The 21,304-nt window shown below is 32.0% G+C and carries 14 protein-coding genes; 13 read left to right on the forward strand and 1 reads right to left on the reverse strand.

The annotated features are described in order from the left end of the window. Positions 1-58 precede the first annotated feature (58 nt). Positions 59-973 (reverse strand): hypothetical protein, encoded by a 915-nt coding sequence (locus IEW94_RS11440; protein ID WP_188653127.1) that lies wholly within the window; start codon positions 971-973, stop codon positions 59-61. A 380-nt stretch (positions 974-1,353) separates the two neighbouring features. Between IEW94_RS11440 and IEW94_RS11445 the strand changes: the two genes are divergently transcribed. From IEW94_RS11445 to IEW94_RS11505, 13 genes are all read left to right on the forward strand, one after another. Next, positions 1,354-1,629: a hypothetical protein gene (locus tag IEW94_RS11445; RefSeq protein WP_188653129.1), complete on the forward strand. Its 276-nt coding sequence runs from the start codon at positions 1,354-1,356 to the stop codon at positions 1,627-1,629. Positions 1,630-2,011: 382 nt separating this feature from the next. Continuing rightward, positions 2,012-4,789, forward strand: a complete 2,778-nt coding sequence (locus IEW94_RS11450) for a triple tyrosine motif-containing protein (RefSeq protein WP_188653131.1) — start codon at positions 2,012-2,014, stop codon at positions 4,787-4,789. Positions 4,790-5,121: 332 nt separating this feature from the next. Then, entirely contained in the window at positions 5,122-8,253 is a 3,132-nt protein-coding gene (locus IEW94_RS11455; RefSeq protein ID WP_188653133.1) for a SusC/RagA family TonB-linked outer membrane protein, read from the forward strand. Between the two features lie 11 nt (positions 8,254-8,264). Further along, the gene (locus IEW94_RS11460) at positions 8,265-9,788 is read left to right on the forward strand and encodes a SusD/RagB family nutrient-binding outer membrane lipoprotein (protein ID WP_188653135.1); all 1,524 of its coding nucleotides are present in this window, start codon (positions 8,265-8,267) and stop codon (positions 9,786-9,788) included. Positions 9,789-9,938: 150 nt separating this feature from the next. Then, on the forward strand, positions 9,939-10,730 hold the full coding sequence (locus IEW94_RS11465) for a glycerophosphodiester phosphodiesterase family protein (RefSeq protein ID WP_188653136.1): 792 nt from the start codon (positions 9,939-9,941) through the stop codon (positions 10,728-10,730). A 28-nt stretch (positions 10,731-10,758) separates the two neighbouring features. Further along, on the forward strand, positions 10,759-12,570 hold the full coding sequence (locus IEW94_RS11470) for a glycoside hydrolase family 2 protein (RefSeq protein WP_188653138.1): 1,812 nt from the start codon (positions 10,759-10,761) through the stop codon (positions 12,568-12,570). Further along, positions 12,563-13,390, forward strand: a complete 828-nt coding sequence (locus IEW94_RS11475; RefSeq protein WP_188653140.1) for a glycoside hydrolase family 16 protein — start codon at positions 12,563-12,565, stop codon at positions 13,388-13,390. Before IEW94_RS11470 ends, IEW94_RS11475 begins: the two co-directional genes overlap by 8 nt. Next, the gene (locus IEW94_RS11480; RefSeq protein ID WP_188653141.1) at positions 13,390-14,196 is read left to right on the forward strand and encodes a glycoside hydrolase family 16 protein; all 807 of its coding nucleotides are present in this window, start codon (positions 13,390-13,392) and stop codon (positions 14,194-14,196) included. Before IEW94_RS11475 ends, IEW94_RS11480 begins: the two co-directional genes overlap by 1 nt. Then, positions 14,193-15,026 (forward strand): endonuclease/exonuclease/phosphatase family protein, encoded by an 834-nt coding sequence (locus tag IEW94_RS11485; protein WP_188653143.1) that lies wholly within the window; start codon positions 14,193-14,195, stop codon positions 15,024-15,026. Before IEW94_RS11480 ends, IEW94_RS11485 begins: the two co-directional genes overlap by 4 nt. Before the next feature lie 63 nt (positions 15,027-15,089). Continuing rightward, entirely contained in the window at positions 15,090-17,354 is a 2,265-nt protein-coding gene (gene bglX, locus IEW94_RS11490) for a beta-glucosidase BglX (RefSeq protein WP_229669524.1), read from the forward strand. A 7-nt stretch (positions 17,355-17,361) separates the two neighbouring features. Next, positions 17,362-19,146 (forward strand): glycoside hydrolase family 31 protein, encoded by a 1,785-nt coding sequence (locus tag IEW94_RS11495; protein WP_188653147.1) that lies wholly within the window; start codon positions 17,362-17,364, stop codon positions 19,144-19,146. 23 nt (positions 19,147-19,169) lie between these two features. Then, positions 19,170-19,886 (forward strand): SGNH/GDSL hydrolase family protein, encoded by a 717-nt coding sequence (locus IEW94_RS11500; protein ID WP_188653149.1) that lies wholly within the window; start codon positions 19,170-19,172, stop codon positions 19,884-19,886. Beyond that, positions 19,883-21,295 carry a sialate O-acetylesterase gene (locus IEW94_RS11505; RefSeq protein WP_188653151.1) on the forward strand — a complete coding sequence of 471 codons (1,413 nt, stop codon included), beginning with the start codon at positions 19,883-19,885 and terminating at the stop codon, positions 21,293-21,295. Before IEW94_RS11500 ends, IEW94_RS11505 begins: the two co-directional genes overlap by 4 nt. The last annotated feature ends 9 nt before the right edge of the window (positions 21,296-21,304 follow it).

Consider the following 21,304-nt stretch of genomic DNA (forward strand, 5'->3'; position numbering starts at 1 on the left):
GACTTTCGTAAGTAAGTTTGCATTAGCAATTAATTCTATACGGTGTAGCATATGTATTTTATATTTGTATCATCCAAATAATTGGAATAGATAAAAGAACAAAGGCAAAAAGGATTCCTAAAATCATACTCCAGATTGGATTCGATGGAATATCAGGAATTGGTATTTCCATCTTTTCCCATATTCGATAAGGTACTTCTGAAGTTGTCATATGTTTGTCAATTGTTCCATTAGCTAGAAATTCGGACATTTTTTCATTAAATGAGGTTTGCCAATTCTTTTTCCATTTTTTATACGCAAAATATTTGTTTAATTCAGTATACAAACCAAAAGGAAGAATTAATATAATTAGTCCATAGAATACTATACCAACCCAATAAAGAACATTACGAATAGGCTTTGGTAAAAAATCCGCAATAATTTTATTTTTATCTTCTTCTTGACTTAATTTTCTATAATTAACGTGACCATCAATAATTTCTCTTTCGTTTAAAATTATTTTTAATTCATTAGATTCTTTAGAAACTTGCTCCGCATAAATTGTTATATCTACTTTTTCATTTTCTCTCCATTGAACAAAGTCAAAAGATACTATGTTTTCGTCCTTTCTAATATTATATGGAAAATCATTTTGGGTAATATTGAAGTCTATTAATTTGAATCCATTATTTAACCTAAAAGTTAAATTGTTGTCAATTATATTTTTGTTGTCTCCTTTTCCAATTATGGTTTTAGAACCAATGTTTCTTACGATTGCATTTAATTTCCAGAGATTTGTTATTAGGCTGTCTTTGTAGTAGAAATTTGATTTTAGGTATTCAACTTTTGGTAGGTTGGTTAGATTATCATTACTAATTTCTAGTACCTCCAATTTTGGGTCATTAGATTTAATTTGATAAATAAAGCTTAAAACAGCAACAATTCCCGCAACTATTGTAATGATTGTCACTAAATTTTGTATTGTTTTCTTCATTCAGTTTATATGTATGACAACTTAATTATATGAGTTATTTAATGACATATGATACTCCAAAATGGAGCAATATGAATAATTTTTACTCAATCTTACTATTGTTATTAAATTAGAGTTAGGTAATTGTCACAAGCTAATATAATCACTTTCTTACAAATAATTAATAGGAAATTTAATATTTTCAAACTCATGGTTATAAAATGTCTGTTAAGCATAATTGTTATAGGACTGTTACTAATAATAAAATTTCACTTTAAGAAGTTTTGCAAATTGAAACGCTTTTTATTTTAAAACAAGCAACTGATTTTTCAGGTTGATTATAAAATTTGATAGGCTTTGCCTATCGAGTTTTGTAAAGCAAGAGGGTAACACGCTGCGCGATGTTACTTTTCAAAATCGTCCTTGTTTTCAATGGTTTTGAGGCTTTGATTGATGCCGTTTGTTATCATTTTTCACGAAAAAAACCTCCCAGTCCAATAAAACCAACGGATCTTTCACGGAAAAATCCAGTTCTTGATGGTGTTTGTCCTTATTTATTGTGGTTTGTGGATATGGACGTCAAATCCCTTTTTCCTAAACCAGATTTTTTATTAAAAAATCCGCTCAGCCCAGTAAAACCAATGAATTTTTTATTAAAAAATGAGATTTTTGGTTAAATTTCCCAAAAACATTGCATAGTATTAGCTCGGTAGATGTTGGGGGCATTTATTGAGTCATATATATGATAAAAACGTTTCTGATTAAAAGCCATACACCTGTTTTTAGCAGTATCCCTGTTGGAAAAGGGAAGTGTCGGTTCACCAATTTATAAAAATCAATTGGACTCTTGAACATTAAATAAGAGATCCCACGCGTTGTATATGCTGTTCAATTTAAGAGATTCCTAGTTTAAGCAATGGTTTATATGCCACATTTTTCATTTCTATCGTATCTTTGTTATAGATAGTTAATTTAAAGTTTTTTATAAATATTTTGTATAGAGATTTAAGTATAAGTAACACTAAAAATTTATTTTTTATTAAGTTTAATACATTCAAAATGAAAAAAACAACAATATTAATTTTATACTTTTTTGTTTGTTTGTTTTACATAAATGCCCAAAATTTACCCCCTGTTCAAGTTTATAAACCAGAAGATTATAATGCAGATAATCAAAATTGGCAGGTTTCTCAATCTGATAACAAATATATATATGTAGCTAATAATAAGGGACTTTTAGAATTCGATGGTTCTAAATGGCATTTATATGAATCTTCAAATAACTCAATTATAAGATCCGTTAAAGTAATTGGAGATAGAATATATACTGGGTGTTATATGGATTTTGGTTATTGGAGTAAAGACTCTTTTGGGAAATTAATATATACCTCACTTTTACCCCAACTTGATAATAAAATCGAAGAAGATGAGCAAATATGGCATATTCTTCGTCTTGATGAATGGGTGGTGTTCCAATCATCTCATAAAATATATTTTTATAATACTTTAAAACACAAGTTTAAGATCATTAAATCTGAAAATACAATATTCAATATTTTTAACATTAAAAATATTATTTATTACTATGTCAGAAATGAGGGTGTATATAAAATAAAAAGAGGAGAGCCTGAATTGGTTACAAATGAATTGGTTATAAAAAATAACAGAATCATAGAGATGTTCTCTATAAATGGTGATTTGCTTTTTTTAACTCAAAAATCAGGTTTTTATAAATTAGAAAAAAATAAAGTAATAAAATGGAATATTCCAGCAAATGACATCTTTGAACAATCGGAAGTTTATTGTTCATTGCGATTACAAAATGATCAATTCATTATTGGGACTATATCTAATGGAGTAATTAATTTAAACCCAGATGGATCATTTAATTACATTATCAACCAAAAAAATGGTCTAAGCAATAATACAGCACTTTCATTACTTGAAGATAAGGACAATAATTTATGGATTGGTTCAGATAATGGCATCAACTGTGTTAATATATCTTCTCCAATTCAAGTATATAATGATTTTGATGGTGTTTTAGGCACTGTCTATACCTCAATAAAATTTAAGAATAACTTATACATTGGTACTAATCAAGGGCTGTTTTTTAAAAAGGCAGATACAAAGAACAGATTTAAATTTATTGAAGGTACTAAGGGGCAAGTATGGAGTCTTTTTAATTACAATGATGAAGACTTATTATGTGGACACCATCTAGGAACTTTTAAAATAGAATATGATAAAGCGCTGCCAATTGACAATATCACATTGGGCTCTTGGTGCTTTAAACCAATACCTAGCAATAAAAATTTATTGTTGAAAGGAAATTATAATGGAATATATGTCTTAGAAAAAAAATTGGGAAAGTGGCGTGTTAGGAACAAAATTGAGGGATTTAATAGTTCTTCCAGATTTTTTGAATTAGATAAAAGCAATCATATTTGGGTAAGCCATGAAAATAAAGGAGTTATAAAATTGACTATTGATGACGACTTTAAACAAGTAACTAAAATTGAAATAGAATCATCAGTTGAAATTGGAAAAAACTCAAGTTTAGTAAAATACAAAGAAAATATTTTATATTCATACAACAAAGGGATTTTTAAATATGACCAAACAAGTAAAACCTTTGAATATGACAGTCTATTAAGTCCAATTATCAACAAAGATGCTTACGTTTCAGGGAAGTTAATTGTGGATAAAAAGGGTGTTTTATGGGCATTTCCGAAATATAATATCAACTATGTTTTAAATGATAATTTAACCAATAACCCTGAAATACATTCTTTGGCCATCCCTCTTAATTTAAGAAAGGTGACATTAAGTTTTGAGAATATATCACAAATTAATGATGATCTTTATTTATTGGGAACAGCCAATGGTTATTTAACTATTGATCTAGCTAAAATTAATGATAATAAAGAGTTTAGTATTTACCTTAACAGTATTACTTTTAAAGATCTTGACAATATTGAAAAAACATATAAAAAAGATCAATTTATTGAATTTAAATATAAAAAAGGAATTATAACTTTTAACTATTCTACACCCAATTATGACAAATATTCAGAGGTTAAATATCAATACAAATTAGAAGGATTTAGTAATCATTGGAGTGATTGGTCAAGTTCTTCAAGGGCCAGTTTTGAAAATTTGGGTTTTGGGAATTATGTTTTGAAAGTTAAATCTAAAGTAGGTAATAAACTTTGTAAAAACTCCATTTCATATAGTTTTAAAGTAGATAGGCCTTACTATTTATCTAATGTGGCATTAATCTTATATTCAATTGTTTTAATAATGATTGCATTTATAACGCATAAAGCCTATAAACGTCACTATTCAAAAAAGTTAAAAAGAGAACAGTCTGAAAACGAGAAAATCATCATCAAAATTAAAAACCAACAACTTAATGATGATATTGAGAACAAGAACAGGGAGCTTACCATTTCTAAAATGAGTATTATTAAAAAGAACGAGCTTTTAAACAATATAAAAAAAGAGTTAAAAACTTATGAAAGCCCTAAAAATATTAGAAAAGTAAATAAATTAATTGATGACAATTTAAACAATACAAAAGACTGGGAGTTCTTTGTTAAGGCTTTTAATAATACTGATAAAGGATTTTTGGATAAAGTAAAGAAACTGCATCCAAATTTAACTTCAAATGACATTAGGTTTTGTGTATACCTCCGTTTAAATCTTTCCTCAAAAGAAATTTCGGATCTTTTGAATATAACAGTGAAAAGTGTTGAGACTAAAAGATACAGGCTAAGAAAACGCATGAATTTACCTCACGAAGTAAATTTAATCGATTACATCTTAGATTTATAAACACTACACTTATAGAAATCACCACTACAAATCCCCTACAGGCAATGTGATTTTAATAAAAACATCATTTACATGTTTCTTTGCTATTCCATATTTCATAAGGCTTTGTTGCGAATAGTTTAAAAAATCAATCCTTTTTTTATGTTGTCTGTTTTTTGTGGAGGTATGAAATGAATATTCTTTAAAATTTAAAATTAATTTTATCTGGTGTAGTATGAAAACTATATAAAAACTAATGTTTAACTAAAACTAAACGATTTATGAAATTAAAATTATGTTCTAACAAAAAGAAAATCTTTTTTTCGATTTTTTTATTGTTTGGAGTTTTTGCAATGCAAGCACAAACTTTAGAAATTGGAGGAACTGTATCAGATGAAAATGGTATGCCGCTTCCTGGAGTAACTGTAGTGGTTCAAAATACAAGCAGAGGAACCACAACTGATTTTGATGGTAAATTTTCCATAAGTAATATTCAAAAAGGAGAAAATCTTGTTTTCTCATACATTGGATATAAAACAATAGTGCTTACAATTAAAAATTCTGATTATTTAAATGTGTCATTAGAGTCTGAAGCTCAAAACTTAGATGAAATTGTTGTAACAGCTTTAGGTATTAAAAGAGAGCAAAAAGCCCTTGGTTATGCGGTGCAGGAAATTAAAGGAGAAACCCTTCAAAGAGTTCAGGGTATAGATGCCGCTACATCGCTTTCTGGTAAAGTAGCCGGGGTATTGGTTACAAACCCGACAGATTTTAATGTCGCTCCTACAATTAGGATACTAGGAGATGAACCACTGCTTGTCATTGATGGTATTGCCTACGCCAATAAATCTTTAAATGATATTTCTGCCGAAGATATCGAGTCAATTACAACACTTAAAGGACCTAATGCTTCTGCATTATATGGTTTCCGTGGAAGATTTGGGGCTATTTTAATTACTACAAAAAATGGTAGTGGTGCTGACATGGGCGTATCGGTTGATTTATCCACCAACACGATGTTTACTGCCGGGTATTTAGCAATTCCTGAAAAACAAAGTGTTTACGGGCGTGGTGAAAATAACACATACCAACAGTTTAAGGACCAATCTTGGGGAGGATTGATGGATGGCTCCATTCAAACACAATGGGACCCTATTGCAAAAGAATATAGGGATTATGCATATTTACCTGTAGGGAAAGATAATTTCAAGAATTTTTTGGAACAAGGATATATAACAAACAATAATGTTAATGTTACATTTAGAGAAAATAAAGTCGCTCTTAGAAGTTCATTAAACTGGACAGAAAATAAAGGCCGTTATCCAAATTCTAAATTAGATAAATATACTTATACCTTTGGAGGCGACATCAATTTAGATAAATTTAAATTAACCTCTAATTTATCATATTCTAGAAGATATACACCAAACATGGGCTCCAATGGTTATACATCTTACGATCCTATGTACACTTTATTGGTAAATAGTTCCTCAGATTTTAATTTACAAGATTATAAAGATTATTGGTTAATTCCAGGTGTGTTACAAAATAACCATTTTGGTTATGATTTAGCAAATGACTCCTACAGTGGAAAAAATCAAAACAATCCTTATTATGACAGATATGAAAGAACCAATGAAGTAATTCGTGATATTTTTAATGCCGATTTAACCGCAAGCTACGAGATAACAGACTGGTTAAAAGCAACAGTACGCTCAGGTTTAGATTTTTATGGAGATACAGGTAGATTGAGACTGTCACAAGGGTCTTACACATCACTTGGTGATACTGGGTTGCCATATTTTTCATACAGGTCTGGATTAACTTTTAATGGCGCTAGAACAGGAGCATATTTGGTAGGTAAAACAACAGGATTTAGTTCTAACAGTGATTTACTATTTACAGGTAATAAGAAATTTGTTAATGATAAACTTGAGATGGATTATCTGGTTGGTGGAACCATTTTCTACCAAAAAGACGAAAATATTAATGCTACAACTGTTGGAGGTATCTCTGTCCCTGGATTTTTCTCATTAGCGGCATCGGTTAATCCAGCAACAGTGGCTGAAGAAAGACGATCACAACAAGTTAATTCAGCTTTTGGACGCTTGGCTTTTTCATGGGATAAATTAATATATTTAGATATAACAGGCCGTAATGACTGGAGTTCTACGTTAGCTGGACCAGGTGTTGCAAAATCTAAGCGTCATTATTTTTATCCATCTGTTTCAACAAGTTTTGTAGTGTCAGAACTCTTACCTGAGGCAACAAAAGATTGGATAGATTTATTAAAAGTGAGAGGTTCTTGGACACAAGCAAAAGATCCTGCAGGTATTTATGCTATTAATAGTGTATATACTTCTTCATCAAGTATTTGGAATGATGTTAGTGGTACTGCTTCTCCTAGTTCTCTGTATGATTTAGATAATGTTCGTCCATCTGCATCTGATACTTATGAAGTTGGGTTGCAAGGTATATTTTTTAAAAAACGACTAACGGGTGATATATCTTATGCTAGCAGACGAGCTTATGATCCATTAGTAGCTGGTCCATTAAGTTCAGCATCTGGATATAACTCTAATTATTTAAATACTGATGAGGAAAGAACCAGAAAAAGTTGGATTGTTGCCTTAACAGGGACTCCTATTAAAAATGAAAACCTACAATGGGATTTAGGTATTAACTGGTCAACCTATAAAGAGGTTTATTCTAAATTGGATGAGGAATACTCAGCTAACAAACCATGGGTAAAAGTAGGAGAACGAACAGACCCTTATACCATTAGAACATTCCAAACAGTTCCAAGCGGTGAATTTGCTGGTCAGCGTATATATAGATCAGGGCTTTTGCAAAAAGAAAACTATTCTTCTGTTATAGGATATAAAAACCCTGATTGGATTTGGGGTCTTAATACAACCTTGCGATACAAAAACTGGAGTTTATTTGCATCCTTTGATGGTGTTGTTGGCGGTATGAGCTCATCTACTACTGAAGCTTACATGTGGTTACAAGGTGTTCACCCAGGTACTGTAACTCCTGAAAGGGCATTGGACGTAGCTACACCTGGGTCTAAAAATTATCTTGGAAATGGTGTGCAGGTTGTTTCGGGTAATTACGTAACTGATAGTAATACTGGAGAAGTCATTGAAGACACGCGTGTTTTCGCTCCTAATGATGTATATGTAACTTATAAAGACTACATAAGAACATTGCATGGAGGTACTGCATGGGGTGGCACGGGAACCCAAGAAGACATTTTTGATAGAACATTTTTTAAACTACGTGAACTATCAATAACCTACACCGTTCCTAAAAACATTTTATCTAAGTGGGGACCAGTAAAAAATGCTTCTATAAGTTTTATAGGACAAAATGTGTTTTTATGGTCAAAAGATTTTACATATACTGATCCTGATGGAGGTAGTGATAATTTTGCAGATCCTTCTTCAAGGTATATTGGAACTAACATTAAACTTTCATTTTAATAAATACAACTATGAAAAAATTAAAATATATTTTTATAGCAACCCTTTTCCTTGCTGCATCTTGTAGTAATTTTGAGGAGATAAATACCAATCCGGATAAATCAACTACCGCAAAGCCGGATATGCTAGCTTCTAATACATTGGTAAAAACATTTAAACTATCTAATAGTAGTCCAGATGTTTATGTGCAAATTACGGTGTTTAATCACCATGTAACCAAATTGGGTTCTTCACCAGAACCTGGTCAATATTATTGGTCCTATTATCCATATGGAAGTTTTGGAAATTATAAATATTTAACAGACCTAAAGGATATGATTAAGTTTTCCGATGGAAGTGTGTCGCAATCATCTTATCAAGGTTTGGCCTTATTTTTAAAAGCATGGTATGGCTTTTCAGCTACTTTGGATATGGGAGACATTCCTTATTCTGAAGCAGGGATGGCAGAAGACGGCATTACAAAACCCATTTATGATAAACAGGCTGATGTATTTCAATACATTCTTGATGATTTAAAACAAGCAGAAGCTTATTTTGCAGAAGGTGCTACTTTAGGTGGCGACATTATGTATGGTGGCAATGCTGATAAATGGCGTAAACTTTGTAATGCCATGCAGTTAAAAGTGATTCAAACCATGAGTAAAAAAGTAACTCCGGACCAAAAAGCTAGATTTGCGGCTATTGTTAATGGAGGTCATTTAATGAGCAGTTATGACGATGATTTTAAATTGGTTTATACAGAAAACGTCAATGCAACTTTTCCGTTTTTTAATGCTAATAATCAGAGACTGGATCAAGCCCCTTCAACATTGGCTGTAGAAACTTTGAAAAATAATAATGATTATAGATTATTTTATTTTGCTGATCCAGCGCAAGCTGAAATTGATGGCGGTTTAACTGAATCTGATTTTGATGCGTATGTTGGGGCTCCTTATGAATTGGATCCTAACACATTATCTATCAATGGTGATAATGGCATGTATTCTTTAGTTAATATCCGGTATACGCAATTTAGAGATAACGATCCTTTGTTATATTTTACCTATGCCGAACAATGTTTTATCATAGCTGAAGCTATAGAAGAAGGTTGGGTTACAGGCAATGCACAAGAGTATTATGAAAACGGTGTTAAGGCACAATTGTCTTATTACATGAATCTGCCTCATACGGCTGGTTTAGTGCACGGTATGGAAATTACGCAAAGCTATATTGACAATTATTTTACAGGAGAAGCTGCCTATAAAACAAGCGGTACCAAGCAAGATAGATTAAAACAAATTTTAACACAACGTTGGTTGATAGATTTCTTTCAACCCAATAGCAGTTATTATCCTCAATTCTTGCGTACTGGATATCCACAATATATCTTAAATCCGGCAACCAATTTAAACGAAGATAATTCAACAGTATTTCCTAAACGTTGGAAATACCCAACGAGTGAGTTAACTACCAATCCTGAAAACTATCAAAAAGCCATTGATTCGCAATATAATGGTGTTGATAATACAATGGGTTTGCCTTGGTATTTACAATAATGAGACTTTAAATTATTTGAGTAGTTAGTTTTTTGTTAATTTTTGTATAACACCTAAAGAGCTTAAAAACTCTCTAGGTGTTATTTTTAAACTAACTGAAGACCCATAAGGGCTTTTTTCCAATCTTTTTTACAGGACCAAAAGATGAATATGACTTTGAGATTTATAATAACAATTGTATTTGCAGCTTTATGTTCATTCTCTAGTATGAATTGTGAGGTACCCAACAATAAAAATAAAGTAATTGCGCATCGTGGTGCTTGGAAACAAAAACAATTACCACAAAACTCCATTGCGTCTTTAAAACAAGCCATTGAATTAAAATGCGCTGGTTCTGAATTTGATGTGCGAATGACTTCTGATAGTGTGCTTATTATAAATCATGACAAAGAGTATAATGGACTCCCTATTGAAGAAACAAAATATGCTGACTTGCTAAAATTCAAGCTTTCAAATGGAGAGAAACTGCCAACTTTAAAAGAATATTTAATTGCAGGAATGTCAAACAATACAACCACAGGGTTAGTTTGTGAAATAAAACCATCAAAAAATAAGGAAAGGGGCAAATTTATTGCTACAAAAGTAGTGGATTTGGTTAAAAATTTGAAAGCAACACCATACATGGCTCTCTATATCAGTTTTGATTATGATATTTTGAAGGAGATAACTAAAATTAGTCAAACCAAAACACAATACTTAAAAGGAAATAAATCTCCAGATGAAGTTAAAGCAGATGGAATATCGGGAATCGATTATTATTTAAAGATTTTTAAAGATCACCCAGAGTGGATCAAAAGGGCTAAAGAAATAGGCGTTTCATTAAATGCTTGGACAGTAAATAAGCCTGATGATATAGATTGGTTACTAGAAAATAATTTTGATTTCATTACAACTAATGAGCCAGAGCTTTTATTAAAAAAAGTAGGCTCAATTAAAGATTAGACCTTTTTAAAATCAATTTAATAAAACCATGAAAAGAACTACTGTTTTAATTGTCTTACTACTACCAATAATGTCTTTTTCTCAAGATTTAATTACCAATACTATTAACCGAAATACAACAACATTAAATGGTACGTGGCATTACATAATTGATCCTTACGAAACAGGTTACTATAATTATAGACATGAGCCTTATGATAAACAAACAAAGAGCGACAATAGAGCATTTTATAAAAATTATCATACTGATGATAAGTTAGAATTAGTTGAATATGACTTTGATAAATCTCAAACGCTATTAGTTCCTGGCGATTGGAACTCTCAAAATGAAAAACTTTTATATTATGAAGGGACCATTTGGTATAAAAAATCCTTTGACTATAAAAAATCAAATCCTTTAAACAGGCTGTTTCTTTATTTTGGCGCCATTAATTACAAAGCAGAAGTTTATCTAAACGGTCAAAAATTAGGAACCCATATTGGAGGGTTTACACCTTTTAATTACGAAATATCTTCCATAGTAAAACCAAAAAATAATTACTTAGTAGTAAAAGTTGATAACAAAAGAACTAAAGAAGCAATACCAACTATAAATACAGATTGGTGGAATTACGGTGGCATTACACGAGATGTAAAACTTATTGAAGAACCACAAAGTTTTGTACAAGATTATAGCATACAGTTAAAAAAAGGCAGCAATACCAGCATTTCTGGTTTTATAAAGCTTAATAATGTTTTAAAAGAAGAAAAAGTAACGATTTCAATTCCAGAATTAAAAGTTCAAACAACAGTTTTAGTAAAAAATGACAATAAAATAGGATTTGAAATAAACACTAAAGGTATCCATTATTGGTCGCCAGAATCACCAAAATTATATGCTGTGAATATAAAAACAGATTATCAAACTTTGGAAGATCATATTGGTTTTAGAACCATTGAGGTTAAGGGTCCCAAAATTCTATTAAATGGAAAATCTGTCTTTTTAAAAGGCATCTCTATTCATGAGGAAAACCCTATGCGGGCAGCTCGTGCATTTAATGATGCTGATGCTTTGGTGTTATTGAATTGGGCAAAAGAGCTAGGGTGTAATTATGTTAGGTTAGCCCACTATCCTCACAATGAACATATTGTGAGGATGGCAGATCAATTAGGAATGATGGTTTGGGAAGAAATTCCTGTCTATTGGACAATAGATTTCAAAAATGAAAGCGCCTTAAATAATGCCAAGAACCAATTAACAGAGGCCATCACAAGAGACAAGAATAGAGCTTGCATCGTTATTTGGTCCATGGCCAATGAAACACCTCCTTCTGATGCCAGAAATAAGTTTTTGATTGATTTGGTTAATCATACCAAGTCATTTGATAATACTAGATTAATAAGTGCTGCACTTGAAACACATAATAAAAATGGTGTCAATATTGTAGATGATAAAATGGGGGAGTATTTGGATATCGTTGCGTTTAACCAATATACAGGTTGGTATGGTGGATCATTAGAAAATGCACCAAATGCCAAATGGGATATTTCATATGACAAACCTGTGGTCATTTCAGAATTTGGTGGAGGTGCTTTGCAAGGGTTGCATGGTACAATAAAAGAACGCTGGACAGAGGAATATCAAGAATATTTATATCAACAGAACCTAAGAATGATTGATAAAATTCCAAACATTAGTGGAATTAGCCCATGGATCTTGGTCGATTTTAAATCACCTAAAAGATTGCTTCCTAATATTCAAGACGGTTGGAATAGAAAAGGTCTTATATCAAATAATGGTATAAAAAAGAAAGCCTTTTATATACTTCAAAAATATTATAAAAATAAAGAGCATGAGTAAATTAGTTTGTTTTCAAAAGTTAGTTTTTTTTGTTTTTAGCTTGGGCCTGCTGTTTTCATGTAAAGAGAAAACAGCCGAGCCTACTAAAAAATATCAATTAGTTTGGTCAGATGAATTTGATGGTAATAGCGTAAATATGGATAATTGGAGTTTCGTTTTGTGGGATGCTGGAAAAGTAAACAACGAATGGCAAAAATATGTTGAAGACACAGCCTATTATAAAGTTGAAGATGGAAAACTTTATATTAAGGCAAAAAAAACAGGAGATAATGTTAAAGGAGGATATACATCCGTTAGGCTTTCCAGCCAAAAAAAGAAGGAATTTAAATATGGGCGAATAGAGTTTAGGGCTAAAATGCCAACAGGTAAAGGTACCTGGCCAGCATTATGGATGTTGGGGTCAGACCACGACGAGGCCCATTGGCCCTTATGTGGCGAGATAGATATCATGGAATATGTAGGGTATGAACCCAATATGACACATTCAAACATTCATACAAAAAGTGATTATGGTTACACCAACAACAAGGTTACAATTAATCTTAAGTCTGCCGAAGAAGATTTTCATACCTATGGTATTATTTGGAACAAGGATGCTATAAAATTTTATATAGATTCCCCCGATAATATAAAGAACACTTATGCCCCAAAAGAGAAAACCCAGGATAATTGGCCATTCAATCAACCATTTTATTTAATAATGAATTTTGCTGTTGGTGGAAATTGGGGAGGAAGAGAAGGGGTTGATGCAACCATATTTCCCCAAAGTATGGTGGTAGACTATGTAAGAGTATATCAATTAAAAGGATCAGGGCAATAATGAAAATGAACTCTATTATTCTATTGTTATTTGTGCTGTTTTTATTGTCGTGTAATACACCAAGACACGTTTACAAAGGGTACGAATTGGTATGGTCTGACGAATTTAATGGCTCCTCGGTTGATTTAAATAATTGGTCATTTGAAATTTGGAAAGCAGGGAGGGTTAATAATGAATGGCAAAAATATACTGAAAGCACAAATAATTATAAAGTTGCGGATGGAAAACTTTATTTGACAGCCACAAAAACCGGTGAAAATGTAAAAGGAGGATACACCTCTACAAGGCTTTCTAGTCAAGGCAAAAAGGAATTTAAATATGGTCGTATAGAGTTTAGAGCCAAAATGCCTAAAGGCAGAGGCACATGGCCAGCTTTATGGATGTTGGGTTCAAACAAGGATCAAGTTGGTTGGGCGAAATGTGGAGAAATAGATGTTATGGAATATGTAGGCTTTCAACCAGACACAACACATTCCAATGTACACACAGAATATCAGCATGGCTCAACTGATTTTCATAAAATCATTCCCCTTAAAACCGCTGAAGAAGATTTTCATATATATGGCATAACATGGTCAGCAGATAAATTAGAATTTTATATAGATAGCCCTTCAAATATTACAAACACATATTCACCAACAATAAAAACAGAAGATAATTGGCCATTCAACCAACCTTTCTTTATGATTATGAATTTTGCTGTTGGAGGAACATGGGGAGGAAAAAAAGGTGTTGATCAAACTATCTGGCCACAATCCATGATAGTTGATTATGTTAGAGTTTATCAAAAAAATAAATCGTTATGAAAAAAATATTGCTAATAATGTCATGCTTTTTTTTAACCATAGTCAAAGGTCAGACCTTTTCTGTAATGACTTATAACCTTAGGCTGGATGTAGCATCAGATGGTGAAAATGCTTGGAATAACAGAAAGGATTTTTTAGTATCACAAATAAAATTTTATGAGCCAGATATTTTTGGGACTCAGGAAGGTTTGCCTCATCAAATAAGTTATATGGAAGATACGCTTAAAAACTACAGTTTTATTGGACAAGGAAGGGAAGGCAATAATAAAGGCGAATACTCAGCAATATTTTATAACACTGATAAATTTGAATTATTAGCTCACCATACATTTTGGCTATCTGAAACACCTGATAGTGTATCTAAAGGATGGGATGCTGCATATATAAGAATATGTACCTATGGTCTTTTTAAAGATAAGAAAAGCAGAAAGAAATTTTGGATGTTTAATACCCATCTTGATAATCAGGGAGAAAAAGCTAGAAATATGGGAATGACACTTATCTTAAATAGGATTAACGAATTGAACACAAAAAAATATCCAGTAATACTTACAGGAGACTTTAATGACACTCCAGAGAGTAGACTTATTGTTAATTTAAAAAAGAACATGATATTCACAAAAGAAGTTAGTAAAACTGAACCTTTTGGTTCATACGGAACATTCAATGGGTTTAAATTTTGTGAGCCTATAATTAATCAAATAGACTACATTTTTATATCAGAACCACAAAAATTAAAGGTCCTAAAATACGGTGTTTTAACGGATTCAAAGGATATGAGATATCCTTCAGATCATTTTCCTGTATATGTTAAATTACAATTTGAATAATCAATTATTATGATAAAAAAAATATTTCTTCAAAGCTTAGCAATCTTAATTTTTACAATTACTATGGGTTGTTCAAACAATAAAAGTAAAGTACAAAATTTAAAACTAGGTGACCAAATTATAGAAAAAAAAGTTGATTCAGTTTTATCCCTTATGACCCTTAAAGAAAAGATAGGTCAGATGGTACAATATAATGGTGGTTGGGACCTAACGGGCCCCCCTTCAAAAATGAGTGACAAAGAAAAAGTAGAAAAACTTAAAAATGGATTGGTAGGTTCTATGCTTAATGTGGTTTCTGTTAAGGCCACACGTGAAGCTCAAAAATTAGTAATGGATAACTCACGTCTTAAAATACCCTTAATCTTTGGGTATGATGTTATTCATGGTTATAAAACCATTTTCCCTATTCCTCTTGGAGAATCTGCTAGTTGGGATTTGGCACTGATTAAAAAATCTGCTGCCATGGCAGCTAAAGAAGCTTCAGCATCAGGAATCCAATGGACGTTTGCTCCTATGATGGATATATCAAGAGATGCACGTTGGGGGCGCATTATGGAAGGTGCTGGAGAAGACCCATATTTAAATTCAATGATAGCTGTGGCAAGAGTTCAAGGTTTTCAAGGGGATGACCTTTCAAAAGAAAACACTATTGCTGCTTGCGCAAAACACTTTGCAGGTTATGGATTGGCCGAAGCTGGAAGAGAATATAACACTGTTAATATTGGTGAATTCGAACTTAATAATGAAGTGTTACCTCCATTTAAAGCGGCGGCTGAAGCAGGAGTTGCCACATTCATGAACTCTTTTAATGAATTAGATGGCATACCTGCAACAGCTCATAAAGGGATTCAGAGGGATTTACTAAAAGGAAAATGGAACTGGAATGGTTTTATTGTTTCCGACTGGGGTTCAATTGGTGAGTTAGTGCCGCATGGTATTGCCAAAGACAAATATCAAGCATCTGAAATTGCCATTAAGGCTGGCAGTGATATGGATATGGAATCACATGCCTATGAAGCTAATCTTGAAAAACTTGTAAATGATGGCAAAATTGATGTCGCATTAATAAATGATGCTGTAAAAAGAATTTTAAAGTTAAAATTTGAGTTGGGACTATTTGATGACCCATATAAATATTGCAATGAAGAAAGAGAAGTTAGAGAGGTTTATAGTGCTGAAAATCAAAAATTTGCTAGAGAAGTTGCGAAAAAATCCATAGTGCTATTGAAAAATGAAGACCAACTACTTCCTTTAAAAAAATCTATAAAGTCGATAGCTGTCATTGGACCTTTGGCTTATGATAAAGACACTCCTTTGGGGAACTGGCGAGCCCAAGGCAAGTCATATTCTGCTGTTTCATTATTAGAAGGTGTTAAAAATATGGTAAGCCCAACAACTGAAGTTGTCTACCAAAAAGGTTGCGATTTCATTTTGAATGATTTAAAACCAGGTCAAAGTCTATTTTCTCATCCCTTAAATATAAATAAAACAGATATATCTAAAATACCGGCAGCAGTTGCAGCCGCAAAAAAAGCAGATGTTGTTTTGTTAGCTATTGGAGAAAATGCATATCAAACTGGAGAAGGTAGAAGCCAAACCAATATAGGTTTTGCCGGAGTTCAATCACAATTGTTAAAAGCTGTTCTGCAGGTGAATAAAAATGTTGTTATTATTTTAATGAATGGTCGTCCAATGGACATCACATGGGCTTCAGAACATGTACCTTCAATTTTAGAGTGTTGGCATCTTGGTTCACAAGCAGGTAATGCTATAGCAGATGTTTTATTTGGTGATTATAATCCTTCTGGAAAACTTCCTGTATCATTTCCATACAATGTAGGTCAAGAACCTCTATACTATAATCATAAAAACACGGGTAGGCCATACAATGGCGGGAAGTTAGTAACTTATTCTGGTTACAGAGATGCTCCTAACAATGCATTATATCCTTTTGGTTTCGGGTTGAGCTATACATCTTTTCGGTATGATAATCTCAAATTGGATAAATCTAAAATTTCTAAAGAAGGAACCATCAACTTATCTGTAGATGTAACGAATACTGGTAATCTTGACGGCGAGGAGGTGATCCAAATGTATATACATGACCGTGTTGGTAGTATAACCAGACCTGTAAAAGAACTAAAAGCTTTTAAAAAAGAAATGTTTAAAGTAGGTGAAACCAAAACAATTAATTTCACTATCAACAACAAAATATTACAATTTTATACTGCTAATAAAAAATGGGAGGTAGAACCTGGTGATTTTGATGTTTTTATTGGAGGTAATTCTGTAAATACTCTAAAAGAATCTTTTGAAGTAATTAATTAATTCAACAATGAAAGTACTTAGATGTTTATTGGCAGTTTCAGTTATTGTATTGATGTCTTCATGCAAAAATGAAATCAAAACATATGAAGGTGGTAAAATCAATATAAAAATTGCAGACTCAACTGTAGTTCTCCCTCCTTCATGGGCTTTTGGCTATATTTATGGAGCTTACACTAATCAAAAAGAAAGTATTCAATTAATAAATAATATTATTGAACATGACTACCCTATTGATGCTTTTTGGATAGATTCTTGGATTTGGGATTGGAAAAATCAAGGAGAGGGACCAGATAAATATTTAGATTTTGTAGCAGATACTATTTCATATCCAAGTTTTAAAAATCTTTGGTCTTTTATGGAAGACAAAAATATAAAATCTGGCATGTGGATTTGGGACTGTATTTTAAAAACTGGGAATGAAGAAATATACAATGATTTTAAAACCAAAGGGTATTTTAAAAATGAATACGTAAACAACAATTCATGGCATAACGGCAGCAAAACAACCATAATGGATGGTAATGCGGTGAAAGTAGATGGTACCTGGTGTGGAAACATTGATTTTGAAAACCCAGAGGCTGTTGATTATTTTAAAAAACAAATGGGGCCTTTTTTTGAAGATGGCCTAGATTTTTTAAAATTGGACAGGACAGATGCCGTTCCTGTTGTAAAAGCAATGTTTGAATTAACACAAGAAAAAGGAAAAGAAACAAAAGGCAGAGGATTTATATTTTCACATAGTAATGGCGTTGAAACTGGAGAATATAAAAAATACCCTGGCAAATGGACTGATGATACAAGGTCAGACTGGTCTGCTTTCAAACATAAGAGACCTTTTCAGCCATGGATACCAAAAGTAGGGTTAAAGGAAAACATTGCCATGTATACTGATTTGAATAAACATTACCATAAAATACCTTTCTTGGCCAATGATATGGGAGGTTTTGCTGTTAGTGAAGATGGTTTTGTTGATGAAGAATTATATATTAGATGGTTACAATTTGCCACTTTTGTGCCATTAACAACACCGTTTTCCCAGCCTGAAAATAAGTCTGGAAATATAGCTTTTAATATTTCTGAAAGGGCCGATACCATATTCAAAACCTTTTCACATCTTAAAATGAAGCTTTTCCCATATATATATACTTATGCTCATAAATCTAGAATAGATGGAATCAATACAATCAGACCTATAAAAGATGATTTATACACCTATCATTTTGGAGATAATTTTTTGGTAGCTCCAATATATGAAGAAGGATCAAGAGCACGCATTGTAAATTTTCCTAAAGGGGATACATGGATAAATTATTGGACAGGAGAAGAGTATGATGGAGGAACAAATGAAACCATTCAAGCCAACATTAATGTTATGCCCTTGTTTGTTAAAAAGGGTGCTATTATACCAATGAGAAGCTATTCAAGAAGTATAAGTAAAGGGTCAAATGATTTTATAGAATTGCATTTATATCCGGGGAAAAACGGCCATTTTCAACTTATTGAAGATGATGGTATTTCTAATGATTACTTGAATGGAATTTTTGCAGTAACTGATTTAGACATGGAACAGCTAAATGATACTTCATTTAAATTAACAATTAACCCAGTAAAAGGCTATTATAATGGCATGAATGAATCACGCAAATGGCAAATATTTATTCATTCTAAAACCATATATAATCAATTAAGAATGAAATCTAAAGCACAGCTTTTAATTCAAGAGAATGGTTTAATGAAATCAGAAATATTCTCAGGAAATATTCATGAAACGCTTGAATTTATATTTCAATAATTCTAAATTAAAAACATACTATAATGCGGTTTTTCAAAAATTTTATAAAAGTTTTGTTATTTGCTTTAACAATCGGTCTATCACAAAGCTTTACTAGTATAGTGCTTCCAAAGGTGTTTGTTATAGGAGACAGTGTTTCTATTCATTATGGACCGTATCTAAAAAATTCTTTAAAAGGTTTTTTTGAATATGACCGAAAAAGGGATAAAGGAGAAGCCTTAAAAGATTTGGATAATCCCGTTGGGGCAAATGGGGGTGATTCTCAAATGGTATTAGACTATTTAAAAACCTTAGTGAAGGATAAAGGTTTTAAGACTGATTATTTACTTGTTAATTGTGGCTTACACGATATTAAGCGAAAATCACCAAATGATAGTTCACAGGTATCGCTTAAAAACTATAAATCCAATCTTGCTGAAATTGTAAATTTAAGTAAGAAGATGAGAGTGACATTAGTGTGGGTGAGTAGTACCCCAGTTGTAGATAGCATACACAACAAAAGAGTGCCTTTTTTTAGATTTGAAAGGGATTTGATAGCCTACAATAAAGCAGCAGATAGCATAATGCATCATGCACATGTTCCAATAATTGATTTATTTACGTTTACAAAGAAATATATTCCTGGTGCTTACTTAGACCATATTCACTATAAAAAGGAAATCCGAGAAAAACAGGCCGATTTTATAGCTGGAAGTTTATCCGCCATTTTTAACTGTAACAAAAAAACTAAAAAGCATTGAAAAAAATCATCAATTTACCCAATATCAAAAGTCATTTTCTTAAGATATTCTGCGTAGGGCTATTTTTATCGGGAACTATTTCATTTTCTCAAAACCCAAAAAACATCCTTGTTTTAGGTGATTCTAATGGTGCACTAGATTACGGCTGGGTTAACCAACTAAAAAATAAACTACCAAACGATCACCTTTTTAATACATCTAGACCAGGAAATACCATTGGGTTTGATAACAATGGTCGGGTTGAACTTAATACACTTAAAAATCTTGATCACTATTTAAAAACAGCTCAAGATAGTTTAGGGCGCATAGATTATGTGATAATGATGCTTGGAACCAATGATGCTAAGTATGTCTTTAAAGACAGACAAAATGAAGTGGTCTCAAATATGAAACTATTAATTACACAAATAAATAATTATAATTTCAGCTTTAAAACCAAACCTCATATCATTATTATGTCTCCACCTCCTTATGGCAGTGATAACACATTGGCTAAAAAATATCAAGGAGGCTTAAAAAGAGTAAAACGTATTACTGGAAATTTTAAAAAAATAGCAAGGACCTGTAATTGCGATTTTGTAAATGTTTATGAAGCCTTGAAAAATGTCTTTAATCAATATACAAAAGATGGTGTTCATTTAGAAAAAGAGGGCCAAAATGTTATTGCTAATTTGGTGTTGGCACAATTAGTCAAAGAGAAATCTGAAAACAAGTATGCTTCAGGCCTCATGGATATTTATTTACTAATTGGACAATCAAACATGGCAGGAAGAGCTCCTATCGAGTCAATAGATCAAGATAGCATTAACAATGTATACCTATTTACCGGTAAAAACGAAAGACCTTGGGAAAAGACAGCAAATCCAGTAAATAAATACTCTACTGTGCGTAAAGCTATAACCATGCAAAAATTGGGTTTAGGCTATGGGTTTGCCAAAGAACTTAGTGCACAATATCCAGATAAAAATATTGGATTGGTTGTAAATGCTAGGGGAGGAACTTCCATTGAGGAATGGGCGCCCGGCGGGAAGCTATATAGCGCAGCTTTACATCAAACAAAAAAAGCATTAAAATATGGAGTATTAAAGGGCATTGTTTGGCATCAAGGAGAGTCAAACGCTTCAACCTACAAAAGTTACATGCCAAAACTAATAACCTTAATTAAATCGTTTAGAAAAGATTTCAAAAATAAAAACTTACCATTTATTGTTGGACAATTATCATCTGACAATCCTATTAGAAATTCTTTTAATACAATGATTTTACAATTGCCAAGCAAATTAAAAAATACAGCAGTTATAAGTAGTGAGGGCACAAAAACCATTGACAATACCCATTTTGATAGTAATAGTCAAAGACTACTTGGTAAACGATATGCTAAAGAATTGACAAAACTTATCAAAAACTAAATAGAATCA

Source organism: Yeosuana aromativorans, assembly GCF_014646655.1.
GTDB classification, from domain to species: Bacteria; Bacteroidota; Bacteroidia; order Flavobacteriales; family Flavobacteriaceae; genus Yeosuana; species Yeosuana aromativorans.

Excerpts from the sequence above, each read along its gene's own strand:
- IEW94_RS11440 (WP_188653127.1), bottom strand. The coding sequence starts at position 973 with ATGAAGAAAACAATACAAAATTTAGTGACAATCATTACAATAGTTGCG.
- IEW94_RS11445 (WP_188653129.1), top strand. The coding sequence starts at position 1,354 with ATGTTACTTTTCAAAATCGTCCTTGTTTTCAATGGTTTTGAGGCTTTG.
- IEW94_RS11450 (WP_188653131.1), top strand. The coding sequence starts at position 2,012 with ATGAAAAAAACAACAATATTAATTTTATACTTTTTTGTTTGTTTGTTT.
- IEW94_RS11455 (WP_188653133.1), top strand. The coding sequence starts at position 5,122 with ATGCAAGCACAAACTTTAGAAATTGGAGGAACTGTATCAGATGAAAAT.
- IEW94_RS11460 (WP_188653135.1), top strand. The coding sequence starts at position 8,265 with ATGAAAAAATTAAAATATATTTTTATAGCAACCCTTTTCCTTGCTGCA.
- IEW94_RS11465 (WP_188653136.1), top strand. The coding sequence starts at position 9,939 with ATGACTTTGAGATTTATAATAACAATTGTATTTGCAGCTTTATGTTCA.
- IEW94_RS11470 (WP_188653138.1), top strand. The coding sequence starts at position 10,759 with ATGAAAAGAACTACTGTTTTAATTGTCTTACTACTACCAATAATGTCT.
- IEW94_RS11475 (WP_188653140.1), top strand. The coding sequence starts at position 12,563 with ATGAGTAAATTAGTTTGTTTTCAAAAGTTAGTTTTTTTTGTTTTTAGC.
- IEW94_RS11480 (WP_188653141.1), top strand. The coding sequence starts at position 13,390 with ATGAAAATGAACTCTATTATTCTATTGTTATTTGTGCTGTTTTTATTG.
- IEW94_RS11485 (WP_188653143.1), top strand. The coding sequence starts at position 14,193 with ATGAAAAAAATATTGCTAATAATGTCATGCTTTTTTTTAACCATAGTC.
- bglX (WP_229669524.1), top strand. The coding sequence starts at position 15,090 with ATGGGTTGTTCAAACAATAAAAGTAAAGTACAAAATTTAAAACTAGGT.
- IEW94_RS11495 (WP_188653147.1), top strand. The coding sequence starts at position 17,362 with ATGAAAGTACTTAGATGTTTATTGGCAGTTTCAGTTATTGTATTGATG.
- IEW94_RS11500 (WP_188653149.1), top strand. The coding sequence starts at position 19,170 with ATGCGGTTTTTCAAAAATTTTATAAAAGTTTTGTTATTTGCTTTAACA.